Source organism: Desulfobacterales bacterium (assembly GCA_021647905.1).
Classification (GTDB): Bacteria; Desulfobacterota; Desulfobulbia; order Desulfobulbales; family BM004; genus JAKITW01.
On the sequence record JAKITW010000067.1, the window covers coordinates 1 to 16,034 of the forward strand.

The following is a 16,034-nucleotide window of genomic DNA, read 5'->3' on the forward strand; positions in this document are numbered from 1 at the left end:
TCGCCGCCGCGGCGAAGCGAGTTCCTGCTTGATAACCTGTTTATGAACAGCCAGCCCTTCTCAATGGAGCGGCCGTTGGTACAAGAAGACCCCTTTCCCAACAGGAGGGGGTTTACTGAATGTTTACTGGTCCAGCCCTGCTGATTTATGGGATTACCGGGTATCCGGCGTGCTATTTTATCTGCTCAACCCGGGAGATTTCATCCAGGCTGGTGATGCAGACATCCAGATCTTTTAATATCCCGTCTTCAATGCCGTAGATCCAGCCATGAACCGCCAGTTCCTGGCCTGACTTCCAGGCACCCCGGACAACTGTTGTCCGGCATATATTGGCGACCTGTTCAATCACATTGAGTTCACAGAGTAAATCAATTTTTTCTCTTTCGGTTCCAAGCGCCTCGATTCCGGCCCGGTGCCGGCGATACACGTCTTTGATGGTCTGGAGCCAGTTGTCGATCAACCCGTGCTCCTTGTTCCCCATGGCCGCCTGAATGCCGCCGCAACCGTAATGGCCGCAGACAATGATATGTTTTACTTTTAAGACCTCAACCGCGTATTGAATAACCGACAGGCAGTTCAGATCCGTATGGACCACCAGATTGGCAATATTCCGGTGGACGAATATCCGGCCCGGCAGCATGTCAACAATCTGGTTGGCCGGCACCCGGCTGTCCGAACAGCCGATCCACAGGTATTCAGGGTTCTGTTGTCTGGCAAGGTTCAAGAAAAAATCAGGATCAGTCTCTTTTACCTTTGCCGCCCATTTCTTGTTCTGCTCAAAAAGGTTGTTCAGGATTCGCATGGTGTTGTTTTTTCCGGATAACGCCGGGGTCAATGTTGATGAACTCGTAACAACCCGAAAGGCTTCAAATGCCACCCAATAAAATCAACAAGTTACAAGACGAATCACGTCCGTCGAGCGGGTTGTTGCGAGACCGACAATGTTGTCGGGTTTATTTAAGCGGCTGGCGCGGGACCCTGGATGCCATGGCTGCTACCTGCGGGGCGGGATATCCGCGCCACAGAATTTACACGGCATGGTTTTCAGTTTTTTGCTCGCCGGAACAAGCTGGTCTCTCTTACATTTGGGACATGTCCGCCTGAGACGAAAAATTGTGCTGATCACTGCCTGAAATATTGAAATCATTAACCAGGGTCCCCTGTTTCCGGGTTCTGGGATAAACCAGCGACCTCGGCAACCCGGTCCGGCGGTCCAAGGACAAAAAGCAGATCATTGTCATAAAAGGGCATGTTCACCTCCGGGTTGGATAATATTTTCGAGTTTCGCCGGATTGCCAGCACGGTAACCCCATACTTCTTTCTCAACTCGGTTTCAGCCAGACTTTTGCCGACCAGGGGTGATCCTTCAACAACCCGCAACGTACTGATTTCAATATCGGGAAGTTGAAGGCTCAGGTCGGAAAGAGCCGACGACTCATTGGAAAGGCTGCGGAACATTTCGTAACCGTCCGACCGTATTTCAGCGACAAGCCTTTCGATCTCATCCCGTGGGACAAGGTATTTGGCCAGAACCCGGGTGAAAATCTCCACCGAGGTCTCAAACTCCTCCGGAATCACCTCGTCGGCTCCCAGTTCATACAGGGGCTTCATCTCCTGGAGATAACGGCTCCGTACAATCAAATGAACCCTGGGATTGAGTCTCCGGATGATCTCGGTGATCCTGCGGGTCGTTGCCGGATCATTGATCGCGGTTACAACGATTCTCGCATCCCTGATGTTTGCGTGCTCAAGCACCACCTCCTGGGTTGAATCGCCATAACAAATCGGCTCCCCTTGTGCCTGTTCGTCCCGCACGGTTTCAGGGTTCATTTCAATGACTGCATAGGGGATACCTGACAGGCGCGCGGCCCGGGCCACGTTTCTGCCGTTGACCCCGAAGCCGATTATGATCAGGTGGTCTTTTTTGGTCTCAGCCTTTATCTCCGGAACAGGATAAAAACCCGCTACCAACCTCTGCGGCAGCGGCAACCGCAGGATAACATCGGCCGCGCGTGGCGCCAGGGTTATGATGAACGGTGTTGCCGCCATGCTGAGCACGGAAAAGGCCAGAAACATCTGATAGGTATCCCCGGCAAGCAAGCCATGTTCAACCCCGGTCCTGGATAGAATGAAAGAGAATTCACCAACCTGGCCGAGGGCAAGACCGACCAGAATTGCAATGCGAAGCGGGAATCCCAACAAAACCGTTGCGAAACAGGCAATGATGGATTTTAAAAGCAGAATTCCCAGGGCGATCAAGGCAATGGTTCCCGGTTGCCGGAAAAGGAAGCCCACGTCCAGCAGCATGCCGATGGAAACAAAAAAGAGGCTGGTGAAGACATCCCGGAAGGGCAGGATATTGCCGAGCGCCTGATGGCTGTACTCGGATTCGGAAATGATCAGGCCGGCCAGGAAAGCGCCCAGGGCCAGGGAAAGTCCCGCGCTGGCGGTTGTCCACGCAACTGCCAGACAAATTACCACAATGCTCAGAATGAAGAGTTCCTGGCTCCGGGTTCGGGCGATTTGATACAATAACCGGGGCACGATCCATTTCGCGCTGACAAAGACCAGGCCGATGATTCCAAGCCCCTTGGCAAGAAGAACAAGCACGGATTCGCCCAGATTCCCGGTTGCCCCGGCCAGCAGCGGGGTGATCAGGATCATCGGCACGATGATAATGTCCTGGAAGATCAGGATGCCGAGGGTGGTGCGCCCCTGGGGACTGTCGACTTCAGCCCTTTCCTGGATCAGTTTGAGGACAATCGCCGTGCTGCTCAAGGACACCAGAAAACCGAGAAAGACCGCCTCGCCAAAGGCCTGGCCGAACAACCGGCTGGCGATAAAAAAGGTGGCCCCAAAGGTGAGCAACACCTGGATCGACCCGCCCAGCAGGACGGACTTCCTGATCTGCAGCAGCCTTTCCAGCGAGAACTCGATGCCAATGGTGAAAAGTAATAAAACAATCCCGACCTCGGCAAACATCTCGACTTCGTGGACCGCCTTTACCAGCCCGAACCCGTAAGGCCCGACGAATATCCCGGTGAGGAGGAATCCCACCACCGCCGGCACATGAAGTCGATGGCAGATAAAGAGAACCGCAACAGCCAGTCCGAAGATAATGACGATGTCGTTCAGCAGCGGTATTTCCATATCCCAGGTTACCCTTGTTGCACTGGCCCGGACCCGTCGGCACGTTCAGCCGGCAGCCCTCAATCAAATAGCATGCTTTGATCCTTATGGCCCGGCTTGTTTTTATATAAAATACGTTACAGAGCGGCAAGGGTCAATTCATTAATAAAGGGCTCTGTTCAGGAAATCGACAATCCGTTGCTGGACCCCGGGGCTGAAGGCCACGCCCACGTGGTTGCGATGGATGTTGTGATGGCTGGCGCCGGGCAGGACCGCCGAGGTTGCGGCCACCAGTCCGTCGCCGGCCCGGGGTGTCAGTTCCACCGGCAGACGGCCGGCCGGGATTGCCCGGGCCAGGAGTTCGGCCGGGTCCAGTTCCTTCCATGGGGAATCCATCCCTGCCCTGACAAAAAGCCTGAGCAGGGCCGGATCGGTGCCGCCGAATGAAAGCAGGCGCAGTTGTTCGGGCAGCGGCCGGGCCAGGTCGGCCAGAAATGGTGACCCGGGTTGGAGTTCGCTGGTCGCCGGGGTCTTGAGGAAATCGACAAACCGTTTCATGGCCAGCGCAATCGACCCGTTGGCTTCGACCGGCAGGATCTTTTCCAACATCCCGCCCATTGGCCGGAGAAAGTCGGCATAACCGGCCAGGCGGGTGCCGTTATGGGGGCTGCAGATGGTAACCAGCCCGGCAATGGCGGGATTATCATGTTCGAGCAGATACTTGCGGGCCAGCACCCCGCCCCGGCTATGGCCGAGCAGAAATATTTCCGTGCCCGGCCAGGTCTCGGCCACGGTATGCACCACCTGGTCCAGTTCCTTGAGCGCCGGACCGGCCGGCCCCAGGGGGTCCTGCTGACTCCAGGAGGCCAGTGAAAAACCCTCTTCCCGCAGCCGATCGCCCAGGCCGGTCAACTCCGGGTCCGGAGTGCCGGTGGAGAACAGCCGCTGTTCATCCTCGGCCGGCGGACCGGCGAGAAACATGGTCAACGGTCCCAGTCCGCCCAGGGCCTGGCATTGGGCCGCATCCCGCCAGAAATGCCGGTTCATGCCCAGGCCGTGGATCAGGATCACGGCCGGCATCCCGGCCCGGCCCGGTATCAGGTTCAGGTCAAGTTCCATCAACTTCCTTTTGCCCTTCTTTTATGTTCATGTCCAGTTACAAATCAGCAATACCGCACCACGCACTCCGGACCGCTGGCCATTGTAACCCGTTACCGCGCCGATGCCCGGGATCACTTACAGCAGAGGTCGCGCCAGCCAGGAGGCAGTTCGGCCGGGTCCAGCCCCAGGAGTTGCACAAACCCGTGCAGCTCAACGGCTGAACAGTTGATGCACGGTTTGCGCCGGCCCGAGGTCACGTCGCGGTGTTCCCGGCCCAGAAAGGAGGCAAGGGCCCGGGCGGTATCGGCCCGGAGATCCGCGGGCAGCATCAGCTGGTGCCGAGTCAGAAAGGTCCTGAGCCGCTGCCAGTTGGCCAGGCAGCGGGCCAGGCCCCGGTAGATCGACTTGTCGCGGTTGTCCGGCTCCAGGTCCCGGTGGATGATTTCGCAATACCGGGCAATAACCGCCTGCTTGAGCGGTTCAAGGTCAATCTCGGTCAGGGTCAGGCCCGGCCCCTCCGGGTCATGGCAGAGATAGTAGAGGCTGCCGTGAAAGGCGATCTCCGGGATCTCGCCGCCGTGGCGGATGATCAGGGTCTCCTCTTCGAGAAGCGCGGCCAGGTCGAAATCAGAGGGGCTGGTACTCATTTGGAGTCTGGATCGCGGTGGCTCGACCGGTCGGGGTCCAGGCCGAAGAGCATGCGCACCGTATCGATCCTGGTCCGTTTGTCCGCCACCGGCCCCTCCTGCTTGAGATACTGGATCGGGTGGTGGAGCATCTTGTTGACCAGGGAGTTGGCCAGGACCTCCACTGCCTTGCGTTGCCTGTCCGACAGGTTGCCGAGATTGGCCATGGTCTTGGCCAGCTCCGCGTCCCGGAGTTTTTCGACCTTGGCGCGCAGGTCGATAATGGTGGGGTTGATCTCGATGCTGCCCAGCCAGAGGGTGAACTTCAACGTCTCCTCGGTAACGATCCGCTCGGCCCGCACCGCCTCCCGGTCCCGTTCCGACCTGTTGATCTCCACCACGTTCTGGAGATCGTCGATCCCGTAGAGATAGACATTGTCCAGGTCGTTCAGCCTGGGATCAAGGTCCCGGGGCACGGCGATATCGATCAGGAACAGGGGGCTGTTGCGCCGCTTACGCATCATCGGCTTGACCTGGTCCTTCATCAGGATCAGACCGGGCGCGCCAGTGGAGCTGATCAGGATGTCGACCCGGGCCAGTTCCTCCACCAACTCGTCAAAGGCCACGGCCGAGCCGTTGAAGGAGCGGGCCATCTTCACTGCCCGCGCAAAGGTGCGGTTGGCCACGATCACCTCGTCGACCCCCTGGCTGGCCAGGTGCTGGGCCGCCAGTTCCGCCATCTCGCCGGCCCCGACCAGGAGTACTTTCCTGTGCTTCAGGTTACCGAAAATCTTTTTGGCCAGTTCCACGGCCGCGTAACTGATGGAAACCGCGCTGGAGCCGATCCCGGTCTCGGTACGGATCCGCTTGGCCACGGAAAAGGCCTTGTGCATCAACCGGTTCAGGACCAGGCCGGTACATTTCTGCTCAGTGGCGTTGCGGTAGGCATCCTTGAGCTGGCCCAGGATCTGGGGCTCGCCCATCACCATTGAGTCCAGCCCGGCCCCCACCCGGAACATATGACTCAGGGCGGCCTCGCCCTGGTGGAGATAGACGTATTTACCCGCCTCCTGGTAGGACATCCGGCCGGCAAAGAGAAACTCGCGGATCCTGCGCTCGGTTTTCCCGCCCTGGGAGGAGACAAAGATCACCTCGACCCGGTTACAGGTGGAGAGGAAACAGAACTCCTCGCAGCCCGGGATCACCTTGAGTTCCCGGTAGGGGAGGCCCGGATCGCCGGTAAAGGCCAGGCGCTCGCGAATCTCCACCGGGGCGGTCTTATGGTTGACCCCGAGAATGTAGATTCGGTCAACCGACATAGGCGTGTACCCCCCCCATAAAACAGGTCACCCCCCACAGGGTGAACAGGGCGGCGGAAAAGCCGATAATCGCCATGATCGCGGCCCTCCGGCCGCGCCAGCCCACAGTGAACCGCTGATGGAGCAGGGCCGCATAGAGAAACCAGGTAATCAACGACCAGGTCTCCTTGGGGTCCCACTGCCAGTAGGCGCCCCAGGCCTGCTTGGCCCAGATCGAACCGGTAATGATCCCCAGGGTGAGCAGCGGGAAACCCACGGCCAGGCAATGCTGGTTCAGGGCGTCCAGGGCCTCCAGGGAAGGCAGACGGCTGTAAAACAGGCCGAACCGTTTCTTTTTCAGTTCCCGTTCCTGGAGCAGATACATCAGGCCGCCGCAAAAGGCCAGGGCCAGGAATGCGTTGGCCATGATCGCGACGCTGGCGTGGAAGGGCAGCCAGCCGCTCCTTAAGGCCGGCGGCAACGGCACGATCTCCCGCGAGGAAAAGGCGGCGATCAGCATCAGAACCGTAATCAACGGGCTGACAAAGGTGCCGAAGTTACGGACGTTGTAGCGCCAGTGAAACGAAAGATAGCCCCAGGTCAGGGACCAGGCGAAAAAAGAGACGGTCTCGTGGTGGCTGGTGAGCGGGGTATGGCCGGCCTCAATATAGCGGGCCGCCAGATAGACGGTATGGAGGACCCCGGCGCTGACCAGGATTGCCCGGGCAATGGCGCGGATCTCCTTGCGCTGGGAATAAAAATAAACCGCATAGGCCGCGGTGGAAAGGATATAAACAAACAGCGTAACCTGAAAGAGAAGATAGCTCATTGATCCGATCTCCCTTCATCCTGTTTCCGGACAGTCGTCAACCCCCGGAGCTTTTCAATACCCGCAACATCGATCCCGGCCTCCTGGAGCAGGGCGCGGACATGGGCCTCAAGCCGGTCCCAGTCATTGGCGCGAATCCAGGCCAGAACCTCTTGCCCGACCATCCGCGAAAACAGTTTTTCGTTATCCTGCTGGGAACGGCCCGCGGCCAGAACCGCCGGCCGCAGCTCCCCGAGAATCTCCACCAGCAGTCCATATTCGTCGCCAAGGTATTTTTCAAGTTCCAGGCGCAGGGCCCGGGCCAGGGCCGGACTCTTGCCGCCGGTGGAGATGGAAACACTCAGGTCGCCCCGGCGCACCGTGGCTGGCAGGATGAAATTACAGTAGCGCGGCACATCAGCCACATTAAGGAGTACCCCCAGTCGCCCGGCCTCTTCATGGACCTGCTCCTGGACCTGCTGGTCATCGGTGGCCGCGATAACCAGAAAAAAGCCGGCCAGATCCCCTTCCCCGTAGGAACGCTGCCGCCAGACAAGATCCCCGGCCGCGGCCATGGCGGCCAACTCGGGGGTAAGCCCCGGGCTGACCACCGTAACCCGGGCCCCGCAGGCGATGATCCCGCGAATCTTGCGGGCCGCGACCCGGCCGCCGCCGATCACCAGACAGCGACGCCCCTCAAGGTCCAATGAAACCGGATAATATTTCATATTCTCTTACCCCATGCCCATGTCCTGTTAAGTTAAAGGGCGAGCAACAGCACGATCAGGCCGGCCAGGGCGAACCGGTAATAGGCAAAAACCGCCAGGGACCGGGTCTGGACAAAGCGGATCAAAAAGGCGATGCAGAAATACCCTGACACCGCGGCGGCCAGAAACCCGACCAGATAAAAACCGAGCTGTCCCGGGAGCCATTCCTCCTTTAACAGGCCGGGCAGGTGATAGACCCCGGCGCCGAGAATCACCGGCGCGGACAGGAGAAAGGAGAACCGGGCCGCGGCCTTCCGCTCCAGCCCGAGAAACAGCCCGGCGGTGATGGTGATCCCGCTGCGCGACACCCCGGGCATGATCGCCAGGGCCTGGGATAAGCCGATCAGCAAGGAATCGATGAGCCGCAGCTGATTCATCGGCCGCAGCCGGCGGCCGTATTGTTCGGCAATGACCAGCAACAGGCCGCCGCCGGCCAGGGCCGCGGCAATGGGCAGCGGCGCCCGCAAGAGCGATTCCACCTCCTTGCCCCAGAGCAGCCCGAAAAACACCGCCGGCACCGTGCCCAGCACGATGAAGCCGGCCAGTTGCCGATAAAACCGCCGGGCCTCCTGCGCACCGTTATTGCCGGGGAGCAGAAACCTGGCCATCTGGAGAAAATCCTGAAAAAAATATACCACCAGCCCGACCAGGGTGCCCATGTGCAGGGCCACGTCATAGGCCAGTCCGACATGGGGCTCGTTGATCAGCAGTTCGGCCAGTACCAGATGGGCGGAACTGGACACCGGCAGAAACTCGGTGGTACCCTGTAACAGCCCTAACAGAATGGAGTTATGGAAATTCATCCTCTCTTTTATAAAACCTTACCGGACAAGGAGTTGAGTGCTGACAAGCTTCTTCATAACAAGACCGGCTCTGCTCCAAATAAAATTCAGGGGGAAACCAGCGTTTCCCCCCTACAGTTGTTTTGGTTACCCCGTTGCCCGGTGATCCCGTCCCAGTATAACAGTCGGACACAATACCCGTCCCGGCCCATTAAATCAAGCATGTTGCCCTGGCTGGCCCCTGTTATTCCCCTGTTGCCCTTGCCGGAAAACTATGGCATTTTGCAGCAGGTGACAAAGCAGGAAAAGAGCCCGGGCCTCAATGGAATAAAAGGCGGAAATGTGAAAAAAACAGGCAACAGCTGGCAGGTCTTTGCCGTGGTGGCAACTGGTGTGTTCATGTCCACCCTGGACAGCAGCATGATCAATGTCGCCCTGCCGGCGATCATGAACGAGTTCCACAGCTCCCTGGTGCTCACCCAGTGGGTGGTGATGATCTACCTGCTCACCATCACCAGCAGTCTCCTCTTCTGGGGCCATGTTGCCGACCGGGTGGGCCGGGGCCGGATCTACCCGGCCGGGATGCTGCTCTTCGGCACGGCCTCGCTGGTCTGTTCCCTGGCCCCCCATATCGGCTGGCTGGTCTGCTCCCGCTTCTTCCAGGCCATCGGCGCGGCAATGATGATGGCCACCGGGCCGGCCCTGGTCAAGGATTCCACCCCGGTCGACCGGCTGGGCCGCAGCCTGGGCCTGATCGGAATCGCGGTGTCCGGCGGCCTGATGGCCGGCCCCTTCCTGGGCGGGCTGCTGATCGAATATATCTCCTGGCGGGGGATATTTTTTGTTACCGCGCCCATCGGCCTGCTCTGTTCCGGGCTGGCCCTGTTCGTCCTGCCCCGAGAAGGAACAGCGCGGCCGGACCGGGGTCTTGACCTGGTCGGCAGTGCAGCCTGGGTCCTGTTCCTGGCGCCGCTGGTCCTGGCCACCACGATTGACTCCGCCCTTGCCATTATTCCCCTGGTCGGATTCAGCATCATCGCCCTTTTCCTCTTTATCAGACATGAAAACGGTGCGGTTGACCCGATCCTGCCCCTGGGATTGTTAAAAAAGAGATTCTTCAGCGCGGCCCTGCTCAGCGCCCTGCTCTCCTTTACCGTCCTCTTTTCAGTGATCATCCTGATCCCCTTTTATCTTGACCGGGTCCAGGGGCTGCCGGCCTTGCGGATCGGACTGGTGATGATGGCCATCCCGGTATCGGTACTGGTGGTCGCCCCGCTGGCCGGCTGGCTCTCCGACTATGTATCGGCGCGGTTCCTGACCACCCTGGGACTTACCACCAGCACCGCCGGGCTGCTGCTGTTGACCGGACTCTCGGCCCAGACCCATCCCTTGAGCGTGGCCCTGCACCTCTCCCTGCTCGGCTGCGGCCAGGCCCTTTTCCTTTCCCCTAACAGCGCCTCGGTGCTGGCCAATGTGGACAGCAGCAAGACCGGGGTGTCGGCCGGGCTGCTGGCCACGGCCCGGAACCTGGGCATGCTTCTCGGCGTGGCCCAGGCCGGGCTGATATTTTCACTTTATTTCGGGCTGAATACCGGCGGGCTGGATCTGAAGGACTTTGGCCCGCAACACGTCCAATCCTTCATGACCGCGCTTAAGGCCTCGTTTCTGACCACAACCGCCATCGGAGTGGCCAGCATGCTGGCCTCCTGGCTGCGCGGGCCGCTCAAGGCAAGAAGAAGGTATTGATTCGCCCGGCACGGGACAGCGGCCGGCTGGAAGAGAGGTGAATTTTTACGTGAATAGTGAATAGTGAATAGTGAATAGTGAAAAATTATAACATCCTGCCATCATTAACAAATATTTTTTTCACCATCTATTGTCCTCTGTTTTTTTTCTGTCTTCTGTCCTCTGTCCTCTGTCCTCTGTCTTCTGTCCTCTGTCCTCTGTCTTCTGTCCTCTGTCCTCTGTCTTCTGTCCTCTGTCCTCTGTCTTCTGTCCTCTGTCCTCTGTCCCCTGTCCCCTGTCCTCTGTCCCCTGAACCGGCAGCCGGATCAGGGCCTCGGTGCCGGCGCCTTCCCGGCTGTGCAGGGCAAAGGTGCCGCCATGGGCCTGGACGGCCCGTTCCACCATGGTAAGCCCGAGTCCGGTGCCATAGGTCTTGGTGGTGAAAAAGGGATCAGTGGCCTTTTCCAGATAACCGGCCGGGAATCCAATGCCGCTGTCGCTAATGGTGAGTTGGACCCAGCCATCCTCCTGTCGGGCGGAGATGGTCAACTGGCCGCCATTGGGCATGGCCTCGATGCTGTTCTTTACCAGCTGCAGAATACTCTGCCGGATCCGGGCCCCGTCCAGCTCCAGGACCAGCCCCGGCTCGGGCAGGTCGAACACCGAGGTAATATGCTGCTTTTCCATGGCAGGCTGAAGAAGCAGCACGGTCTTGAGCACCAGTTCATTGAATGAAACCGGCGCCTTTTGCAGATCGGTCTGCTGGACAAAGTTGAACAACTCGTCCAAGGTGGACTCGACCCGGTCGCTCTCCCGGACCAGCAGATCAAGGTACCTCTGCCATTTCTCCTCGGTAACCCGTTTGGCCAGCAACCGGGCCACCCCGCCGATGGAGGTGATCGGGTTGCGGATGGCGTGGACCAACTGGGCCGCCATCTGGCCCAGGGCCGAATACCGCTCCGCCGCCACCAGCAGGTCCTTGTTCTTTTCCAGTTCCTCGGTCAGTTCCTTGAGTTCAACGATCTTCTTCTCCATGTTCTCGTAGAGACGGCTGTGCTCAATGGCGAGACTGGCCTGACTGGCAAAGAGTTCCAGGGCCGAGACCATCTCCACGGTGATCGGCTTCCGGGTGACGAAATGATCGGCAATGATCACCCCCAGTGACTTGCTGGGCGAAAAAAGCGGCACCACCACGAAACTGTCCTCACCGAGCAGTTCGATCAGTTCCCGGGGCACCGGCACATCGGCGGATCCGTTGCTCACCAGGATGCTGCGCCGCTCCAGGGCCGCCTGGATCAGGAGATGATCTTCAGCGGTCCGGGGCAGCTTCAACCGGCGGATCAAATGGTTGACTCCGACATCGCCGGCAAGACAGGTCTCCTTAAGGTTGCGGACAATGTCCATGAACCCCAGTTGCTGTTCCCGCATCTCGTTCCAGACCTTGGACGCCTCTTCCCGGCATTCGGCGCCAATGGCCAGCCGCCCTTCAAGCAATGTGCCCTGGTCGTTGAACAGGGCGAGAAAGGCGCGGTTGAAGCGGAGTCCCTCCTCAGCGGTAATCCCCACCAGGATCGCCTGGAGTATCTCATCAAGCTCGACGGTGCTCAGGTAGGCGGTGTTCATCTTCAGGGAGAGCTGATGAAAGATCTGCATCCGGAAACGGGCCTGCTCCAGATCGGCCTGATACTGGTAATTCTCAAAGATCAGCCGCCGCCGTTCCAGGACCTTGCGGACCACGAACAGGATTTCCTCCAACCGGACCGGCTTGGCCAGGTAGTCCTCGGCGCCGTTACGGATACACTCCATGGCCACATGGAGATCAGAAACCCCGGTAAGCATCACCACCGCCAGGTCGGGATAGGTCTCAACCAGTTGCGGCAGGAGTTCCAGGCCGTCGGCATCGGGCAGCCCGATGTCGAGCAGCACCAGGGCAATGGAGTGGCTGGCGATGAGTTGATGGAGTTCATCGGCCGTGCCGGCCTCAAGCACGGTCAGCCCCTGGTCCTGGAGATAGATCTTCAGGGGTTCCCGGATCATCTGGTCGTCATCAACGATCAGCACCGCCTCGCCGGGCCGGAGCAGGGCGTCGATGGACAGGGATGCGTGTTGGTGCAGGACCGGGGTGTCGTGGCGCATGGATGGGGGATTCCCACTGTAGAATAGAATTCTGTCCCAGGAGGCGAGATCTTGCGATAACTAAATCCCATCTCCCCGGCCCTGTCAAGGCGTAAGGTTTCGATAAACCCCGTACGTTTGAGGTTGGACCGGGAAAGGGGTTTTCTTCTACCAACGGCCGCTCCATTGAGAAGGGCCGGCTGTTCATAAACAGGCTATCAAGCAGGAACTCGCTTCGCCGCAACGGCGATTCGGAATCCATAAGCATATCCTGCCGAAGTTGTTTTAAATTCCGTTTTTGCCGTCACGGCCGCGGCTCAGGGTCCGCTACACCGTTGGTATAAGAAGACCCCTTTCCCGACAGGAGGGGGGTTACTGAATGTTTACGTCAAGGATGCTGAAAGGATAGAACCAATCCCTTGTAAAAAAAGGGTAAAGTCTATACACTGCCGCCATCTTTTTCCCGACCGCCAAGACCGGACCGGGATTCGACCAACCCCAACCCCTGCCAGGGAAGAGATGTCTGCACTCCGGAAACTTCTTGATCAAATTTTTGCCCCGGACGGGCTGTTGGCCGGCCGCCTGCCCCATTACGAGTTCCGCCCCGGCCAGCAGCGGATGGCCGGGGCAGTGGCCAAGACCCTTGCCGGGCCCCACGGCCGGATGCTGGCGGTGGAGGCGGAGACCGGGATCGGCAAGACCCTGGCCTACCTGGTCCCGGCGGTACTCTCCGGTCAGCGGGTGGTGATATCCACCAACACCCTCAATCTCCAGGAACAGATCCTCAAGCGGGAAATACCCTTTATCCGCCAACATATCGACCCGACGCTCACCGCGCTCTGCGTCAAGGGGCGGCAGAACTACCTCTGCCTGCATCGCTTTCACCAGACCGCGGCCACTCCCCAGCAGCGGCTGTTCGCCCAGGATACCACCCTGGCCGCCATTTCCGAATGGCTTGAGGAAACCGAAACCGGGGACCGGGCCGAACTGACCTGGCTGGCCGACAGCTCCCCCCTGTGGCCGGAGATCAGCGCCAGCACCAGCCAGTGCCTGGGCAGCCGTTGCCCGGTGGAATCGGAGTGTTTCGTGACCCGGCTGCGGAAAAAGGCGGCCGCCTCCCGCCTGCTGATCGTCAACCACCACCTGTTCTTCGCGGACCTGGCCCTGCGACGGACCGGGTTTGGCGAGGTGCTGCCCCGCTACGAGTCAATGATCTTTGACGAGGCCCACCACCTGGAATCAGTGGCCACTACGCATTTCGGCGCCAGCTTCAGCCAGTATCAGCTGCTGGACCTGATCCGCGACCTGGAGCGGCTGGCCGGGGACGGACCAGACGGCCGGGGACGGGAACGATTGATCCAGGCGACCCGGGCCCTGGCCAAGCAGACCGAACGATTTGCCGCCCTTTTCCCCCGGGACAAGGGCCGGTTCGGTCTGGCGGAACTGATTGCGCGCGAACCGGACTGGACGCCCACCCTGCTGGAACTGCGCTCCCACCTCCAGCGGCTGGGCGAACGGATCAAGGGGATCGCCGCCAGTGGTGATCTGTGGCCGGCCATGGAACAACGCTGTGGCGAGTTGCTCCACCGGCTGGATATCACCACCCAGGCCCCGGACCGTGATCAGGATGACTCGTTTATCCGCTGGGGCGAACGGCGGGACCGGTCCGTGGCCCTGATCGCCTCGCCCGTTGATATCGCCGAACTGCTCCAGCAATCGCTGTATGACACGGTGAAAAGCGGGATCTTCACCTCCGCCACCCTGTCAACCGGCAACAGTTTCGCCTATTTTCTCCAACGGCTGGGGCTCGAATCCGACACCGAAACCCTCAGCCTGGCCTCGCCCTTTGACCATGCCCGCCGCACCCTGCTCTATGTGCCGGACTCCGGCCGGGCGGGCCGGTTCCCCGAGCCGGGCGATCCCGGCTTTCCCAAGGCGGCCCGGGCACAGATCGAAAAGCTGCTCCTTGCCTCCCAAGGCCGGGCCCTGGTGCTCTTTACCAGCCTGGCGGCCATGGCCGCGTGCCACCGCTTCCTGGAGGGACGGCTGCCCTATCCGCTCCTGGTCCAGGGCCAGGCCCCCAAAAACGTCCTGCTCGAATCATTTCAGCGCGAGACCCTTTCCGTACTCCTGGCAGTGGCCAGTTTCTGGGAAGGGGTCGACGTGCCCGGTGAATCGTTGAGCTGCGTGATCATCGACAAACTGCCCTTTGAGGTGCCCAGCGACCCGGTGATCATGGCCCGGATAAACAGAATTAAAGAGGAGGGCGGCAACCCCTTTTTCGAACTCCAGGTGCCCCGGGCGATCCTGGCCCTGCGCCAGGGGGTGGGCCGCCTGCTCCGCTCCGCCAGCGACCAGGGGCTGTTGGCAATACTGGATGTCCGGCTGTTTTCCCGCGGCTACGGCCGGCTGTTTCGGGCCGGCCTGCCGCCCAGCCCCCTGACCCGCAGCCTGGAAGAGGCCCGGGATTTTTTCAAACCGTGAGCCGGCCCTTAAAAAACCTTTGGCAAACCGGGCCGGCATTATATATGGTGCAGACCAATACCAGCCGCAGGCATGACCGCCCTGAACCTGCTTTGCCAACAAAGGATCCAAGAGAGTGAACCGAGAAGAACTGCTGGCCCTGCTCAAGCCGGAGATCACCAGGATCGACCAGACCATGCGCAACGACCTGGCGGTGATCAACAACACCCTGCTCGCCGAGATCGTTCATTATGCCAGCTTCAGCGGCGGCAAACGGATCCGGCCCCTGCTCTGCGTGTTGTCGGCCCGGATCTGCAACCGGGACGACGATGATCTCTACCAGCTGGCCATTGCCTTTGAGTACCTGCACGCCGCCACCCTGCTCCATGACGACGTGATCGACCATGCCGACACCCGGCGCGGCCAACCCTCGGTCAACAGTGTATGGGGTATCAGCGCGGCCATCCTGGCCGGGGACTTTCTCCATGCCCGGGCCATGTTTTTATTTGGACTACAGTGCAAAAGCCGCTGCCTGGAACTGATCAGCCATACCACCGGCGCAATGGTGGAAGGCGAACTCCTGCAGATGGCCAACGCCCGCAACTTCAATCAATCAGAGGATGACTACTTCCAGGTAATCAACAACAAGAGCGCCCTGCTCATCGCCTCGGCCTGCGAGACCGGGGCGATCTTTGCAAGGGCCGGCGAGGAACGGATCACCGCCCTGCGCTCCTACGGCGCCAACCTGGGTACCGCCTTTCAGATCATCGACGATCTCCTTGACTACCAGGGAGATCCGCAACAGACCGGCAAGGTGGTGGGCAATGATTTCTGCGAATGCAAGATGACCCTGCCCCTGATCCATGCCCTGGGCCGGGCCACCGGCAAGGAACAGGACCGGGTCCTGGGACTGCTGGCCGGACCGGTCGAAGAACGGCGTCGGGCCCTGGCCGAGATCCGGGAGCTGATCAATAAATACCAGGGATTTGCCCGGGCCCGGCAGCAGGCCGGGCAGTACATTGAACGCGCCTTGACCGAACTGGAGATCTTTTCCTCGGCCGAGGCCGGGCCGGTCAAAAAAATCCTCACCAGCCTGGGCCGCTACATTCTGACCCGCGAAAAGTAAGGCGCGACAACATCATGCCCGGAAAACCCAAAAAAAAAACGCCCGCTGGAAAAAAACGCCGGGTAAAGAAAAAAAAACCCAGCCGCGTTCTTTT

Annotated in this window: 13 protein-coding genes; 3 read left to right on the plus strand and 10 right to left on the minus strand. The window is 59.9% G+C overall.

Going from position 1 to position 16,034, the window contains the following annotated elements; genetic code table 11:
• Nucleotides 1–172 precede the first annotated feature (172 nt).
• From can to uppP, 8 genes are all read right to left on the minus strand, one after another.
• The gene (gene can / locus L3J03_09995) at nucleotides 173–802 is read right to left on the minus strand and encodes a carbonate dehydratase (GenBank protein ID MCF6291310.1); all 630 of its coding nucleotides are present in this window, start codon (nucleotides 800–802) and stop codon (nucleotides 173–175) included.
• A 344-nt stretch (nucleotides 803–1,146) separates the two neighbouring features.
• Nucleotides 1,147–3,150 (minus strand): cation:proton antiporter, encoded by a 2,004-nt coding sequence (locus tag L3J03_10000; protein MCF6291311.1) that lies wholly within the window; start codon nucleotides 3,148–3,150, stop codon nucleotides 1,147–1,149.
• Between the two features lie 141 nt (nucleotides 3,151–3,291).
• Entirely contained in the window at nucleotides 3,292–4,248 is a 957-nt protein-coding gene (locus tag L3J03_10005) for an alpha/beta hydrolase (GenBank protein MCF6291312.1), read from the minus strand.
• Between the two features lie 113 nt (nucleotides 4,249–4,361).
• Nucleotides 4,362–4,877, minus strand: coding sequence for a hypothetical protein (locus tag L3J03_10010; GenBank protein ID MCF6291313.1), 516 nt, complete (start codon nucleotides 4,875–4,877; stop codon nucleotides 4,362–4,364).
• The gene (gene hemA, locus L3J03_10015; GenBank protein MCF6291314.1) at nucleotides 4,874–6,175 is read right to left on the minus strand and encodes a glutamyl-tRNA reductase; all 1,302 of its coding nucleotides are present in this window, start codon (nucleotides 6,173–6,175) and stop codon (nucleotides 4,874–4,876) included. The genes L3J03_10010 and hemA overlap by 4 nt, the downstream gene beginning before the upstream one ends.
• Nucleotides 6,165–6,983 carry a c-type cytochrome biogenesis protein CcsB gene (gene ccsB, locus L3J03_10020; protein ID MCF6291315.1) on the minus strand — a complete coding sequence of 273 codons (819 nt, stop codon included), beginning with the start codon at nucleotides 6,981–6,983 and terminating at the stop codon, nucleotides 6,165–6,167. The genes hemA and ccsB overlap by 11 nt, the downstream gene beginning before the upstream one ends.
• Nucleotides 6,980–7,690 carry a bifunctional precorrin-2 dehydrogenase/sirohydrochlorin ferrochelatase gene (locus tag L3J03_10025; protein ID MCF6291316.1) on the minus strand — a complete coding sequence of 237 codons (711 nt, stop codon included), beginning with the start codon at nucleotides 7,688–7,690 and terminating at the stop codon, nucleotides 6,980–6,982. The genes ccsB and L3J03_10025 overlap by 4 nt, the downstream gene beginning before the upstream one ends.
• A 32-nt stretch (nucleotides 7,691–7,722) precedes the next feature.
• Nucleotides 7,723–8,532, minus strand: coding sequence for an undecaprenyl-diphosphatase UppP (gene uppP, locus L3J03_10030; protein ID MCF6291317.1), 810 nt, complete (start codon nucleotides 8,530–8,532; stop codon nucleotides 7,723–7,725).
• Between the two features lie 321 nt (nucleotides 8,533–8,853).
• Here uppP and L3J03_10035 point away from each other — a divergent pair, with 321 nt between their 5' ends.
• On the plus strand, nucleotides 8,854–10,257 hold the full coding sequence (locus L3J03_10035) for an MFS transporter (GenBank protein ID MCF6291318.1): 1,404 nt from the start codon (nucleotides 8,854–8,856) through the stop codon (nucleotides 10,255–10,257).
• A 120-nt stretch (nucleotides 10,258–10,377) separates the two neighbouring features.
• Here the strand turns inward: L3J03_10035 and L3J03_10040 are convergent, their stop codons facing one another.
• A complete protein-coding gene (locus L3J03_10040; GenBank protein MCF6291319.1) occupies nucleotides 10,378–12,372 on the minus strand; it encodes a response regulator in 1,995 nt (664 codons plus the stop codon).
• The gene (locus tag L3J03_10045; protein ID MCF6291320.1) at nucleotides 12,284–12,613 is read right to left on the minus strand and encodes a hypothetical protein; all 330 of its coding nucleotides are present in this window, start codon (nucleotides 12,611–12,613) and stop codon (nucleotides 12,284–12,286) included. The genes L3J03_10040 and L3J03_10045 overlap by 89 nt, the downstream gene beginning before the upstream one ends.
• A gap of 257 nt (nucleotides 12,614–12,870) precedes the next feature.
• Here L3J03_10045 and L3J03_10050 point away from each other — a divergent pair, with 257 nt between their 5' ends.
• On the plus strand, nucleotides 12,871–14,835 hold the full coding sequence (locus tag L3J03_10050; GenBank protein MCF6291321.1) for an ATP-dependent DNA helicase: 1,965 nt from the start codon (nucleotides 12,871–12,873) through the stop codon (nucleotides 14,833–14,835).
• Between the two features lie 115 nt (nucleotides 14,836–14,950).
• A complete protein-coding gene (locus L3J03_10055) occupies nucleotides 14,951–15,940 on the plus strand; it encodes a polyprenyl synthetase family protein (GenBank protein ID MCF6291322.1) in 990 nt (329 codons plus the stop codon).
• Nucleotides 15,941–16,034 lie beyond the last annotated feature (94 nt).

Excerpts from the sequence above, each read along its gene's own strand:
- can (MCF6291310.1), bottom strand. The coding sequence starts at position 802 with ATGCGAATCCTGAACAACCTTTTTGAGCAGAACAAGAAATGGGCGGCA.
- L3J03_10000 (MCF6291311.1), bottom strand. The coding sequence starts at position 3,150 with ATGGAAATACCGCTGCTGAACGACATCGTCATTATCTTCGGACTGGCT.
- L3J03_10005 (MCF6291312.1), bottom strand. The coding sequence starts at position 4,248 with ATGGAACTTGACCTGAACCTGATACCGGGCCGGGCCGGGATGCCGGCC.
- L3J03_10010 (MCF6291313.1), bottom strand. The coding sequence starts at position 4,877 with ATGAGTACCAGCCCCTCTGATTTCGACCTGGCCGCGCTTCTCGAAGAG.
- hemA (MCF6291314.1), bottom strand. The coding sequence starts at position 6,175 with ATGTCGGTTGACCGAATCTACATTCTCGGGGTCAACCATAAGACCGCC.
- ccsB (MCF6291315.1), bottom strand. The coding sequence starts at position 6,983 with ATGAGCTATCTTCTCTTTCAGGTTACGCTGTTTGTTTATATCCTTTCC.
- L3J03_10025 (MCF6291316.1), bottom strand. The coding sequence starts at position 7,690 with ATGAAATATTATCCGGTTTCATTGGACCTTGAGGGGCGTCGCTGTCTG.
- uppP (MCF6291317.1), bottom strand. The coding sequence starts at position 8,532 with ATGAATTTCCATAACTCCATTCTGTTAGGGCTGTTACAGGGTACCACC.
- L3J03_10040 (MCF6291319.1), bottom strand. The coding sequence starts at position 12,372 with ATGCGCCACGACACCCCGGTCCTGCACCAACACGCATCCCTGTCCATC.
- L3J03_10045 (MCF6291320.1), bottom strand. The coding sequence starts at position 12,613 with ATGGATTCCGAATCGCCGTTGCGGCGAAGCGAGTTCCTGCTTGATAGC.
- L3J03_10050 (MCF6291321.1), top strand. The coding sequence starts at position 12,871 with ATGTCTGCACTCCGGAAACTTCTTGATCAAATTTTTGCCCCGGACGGG.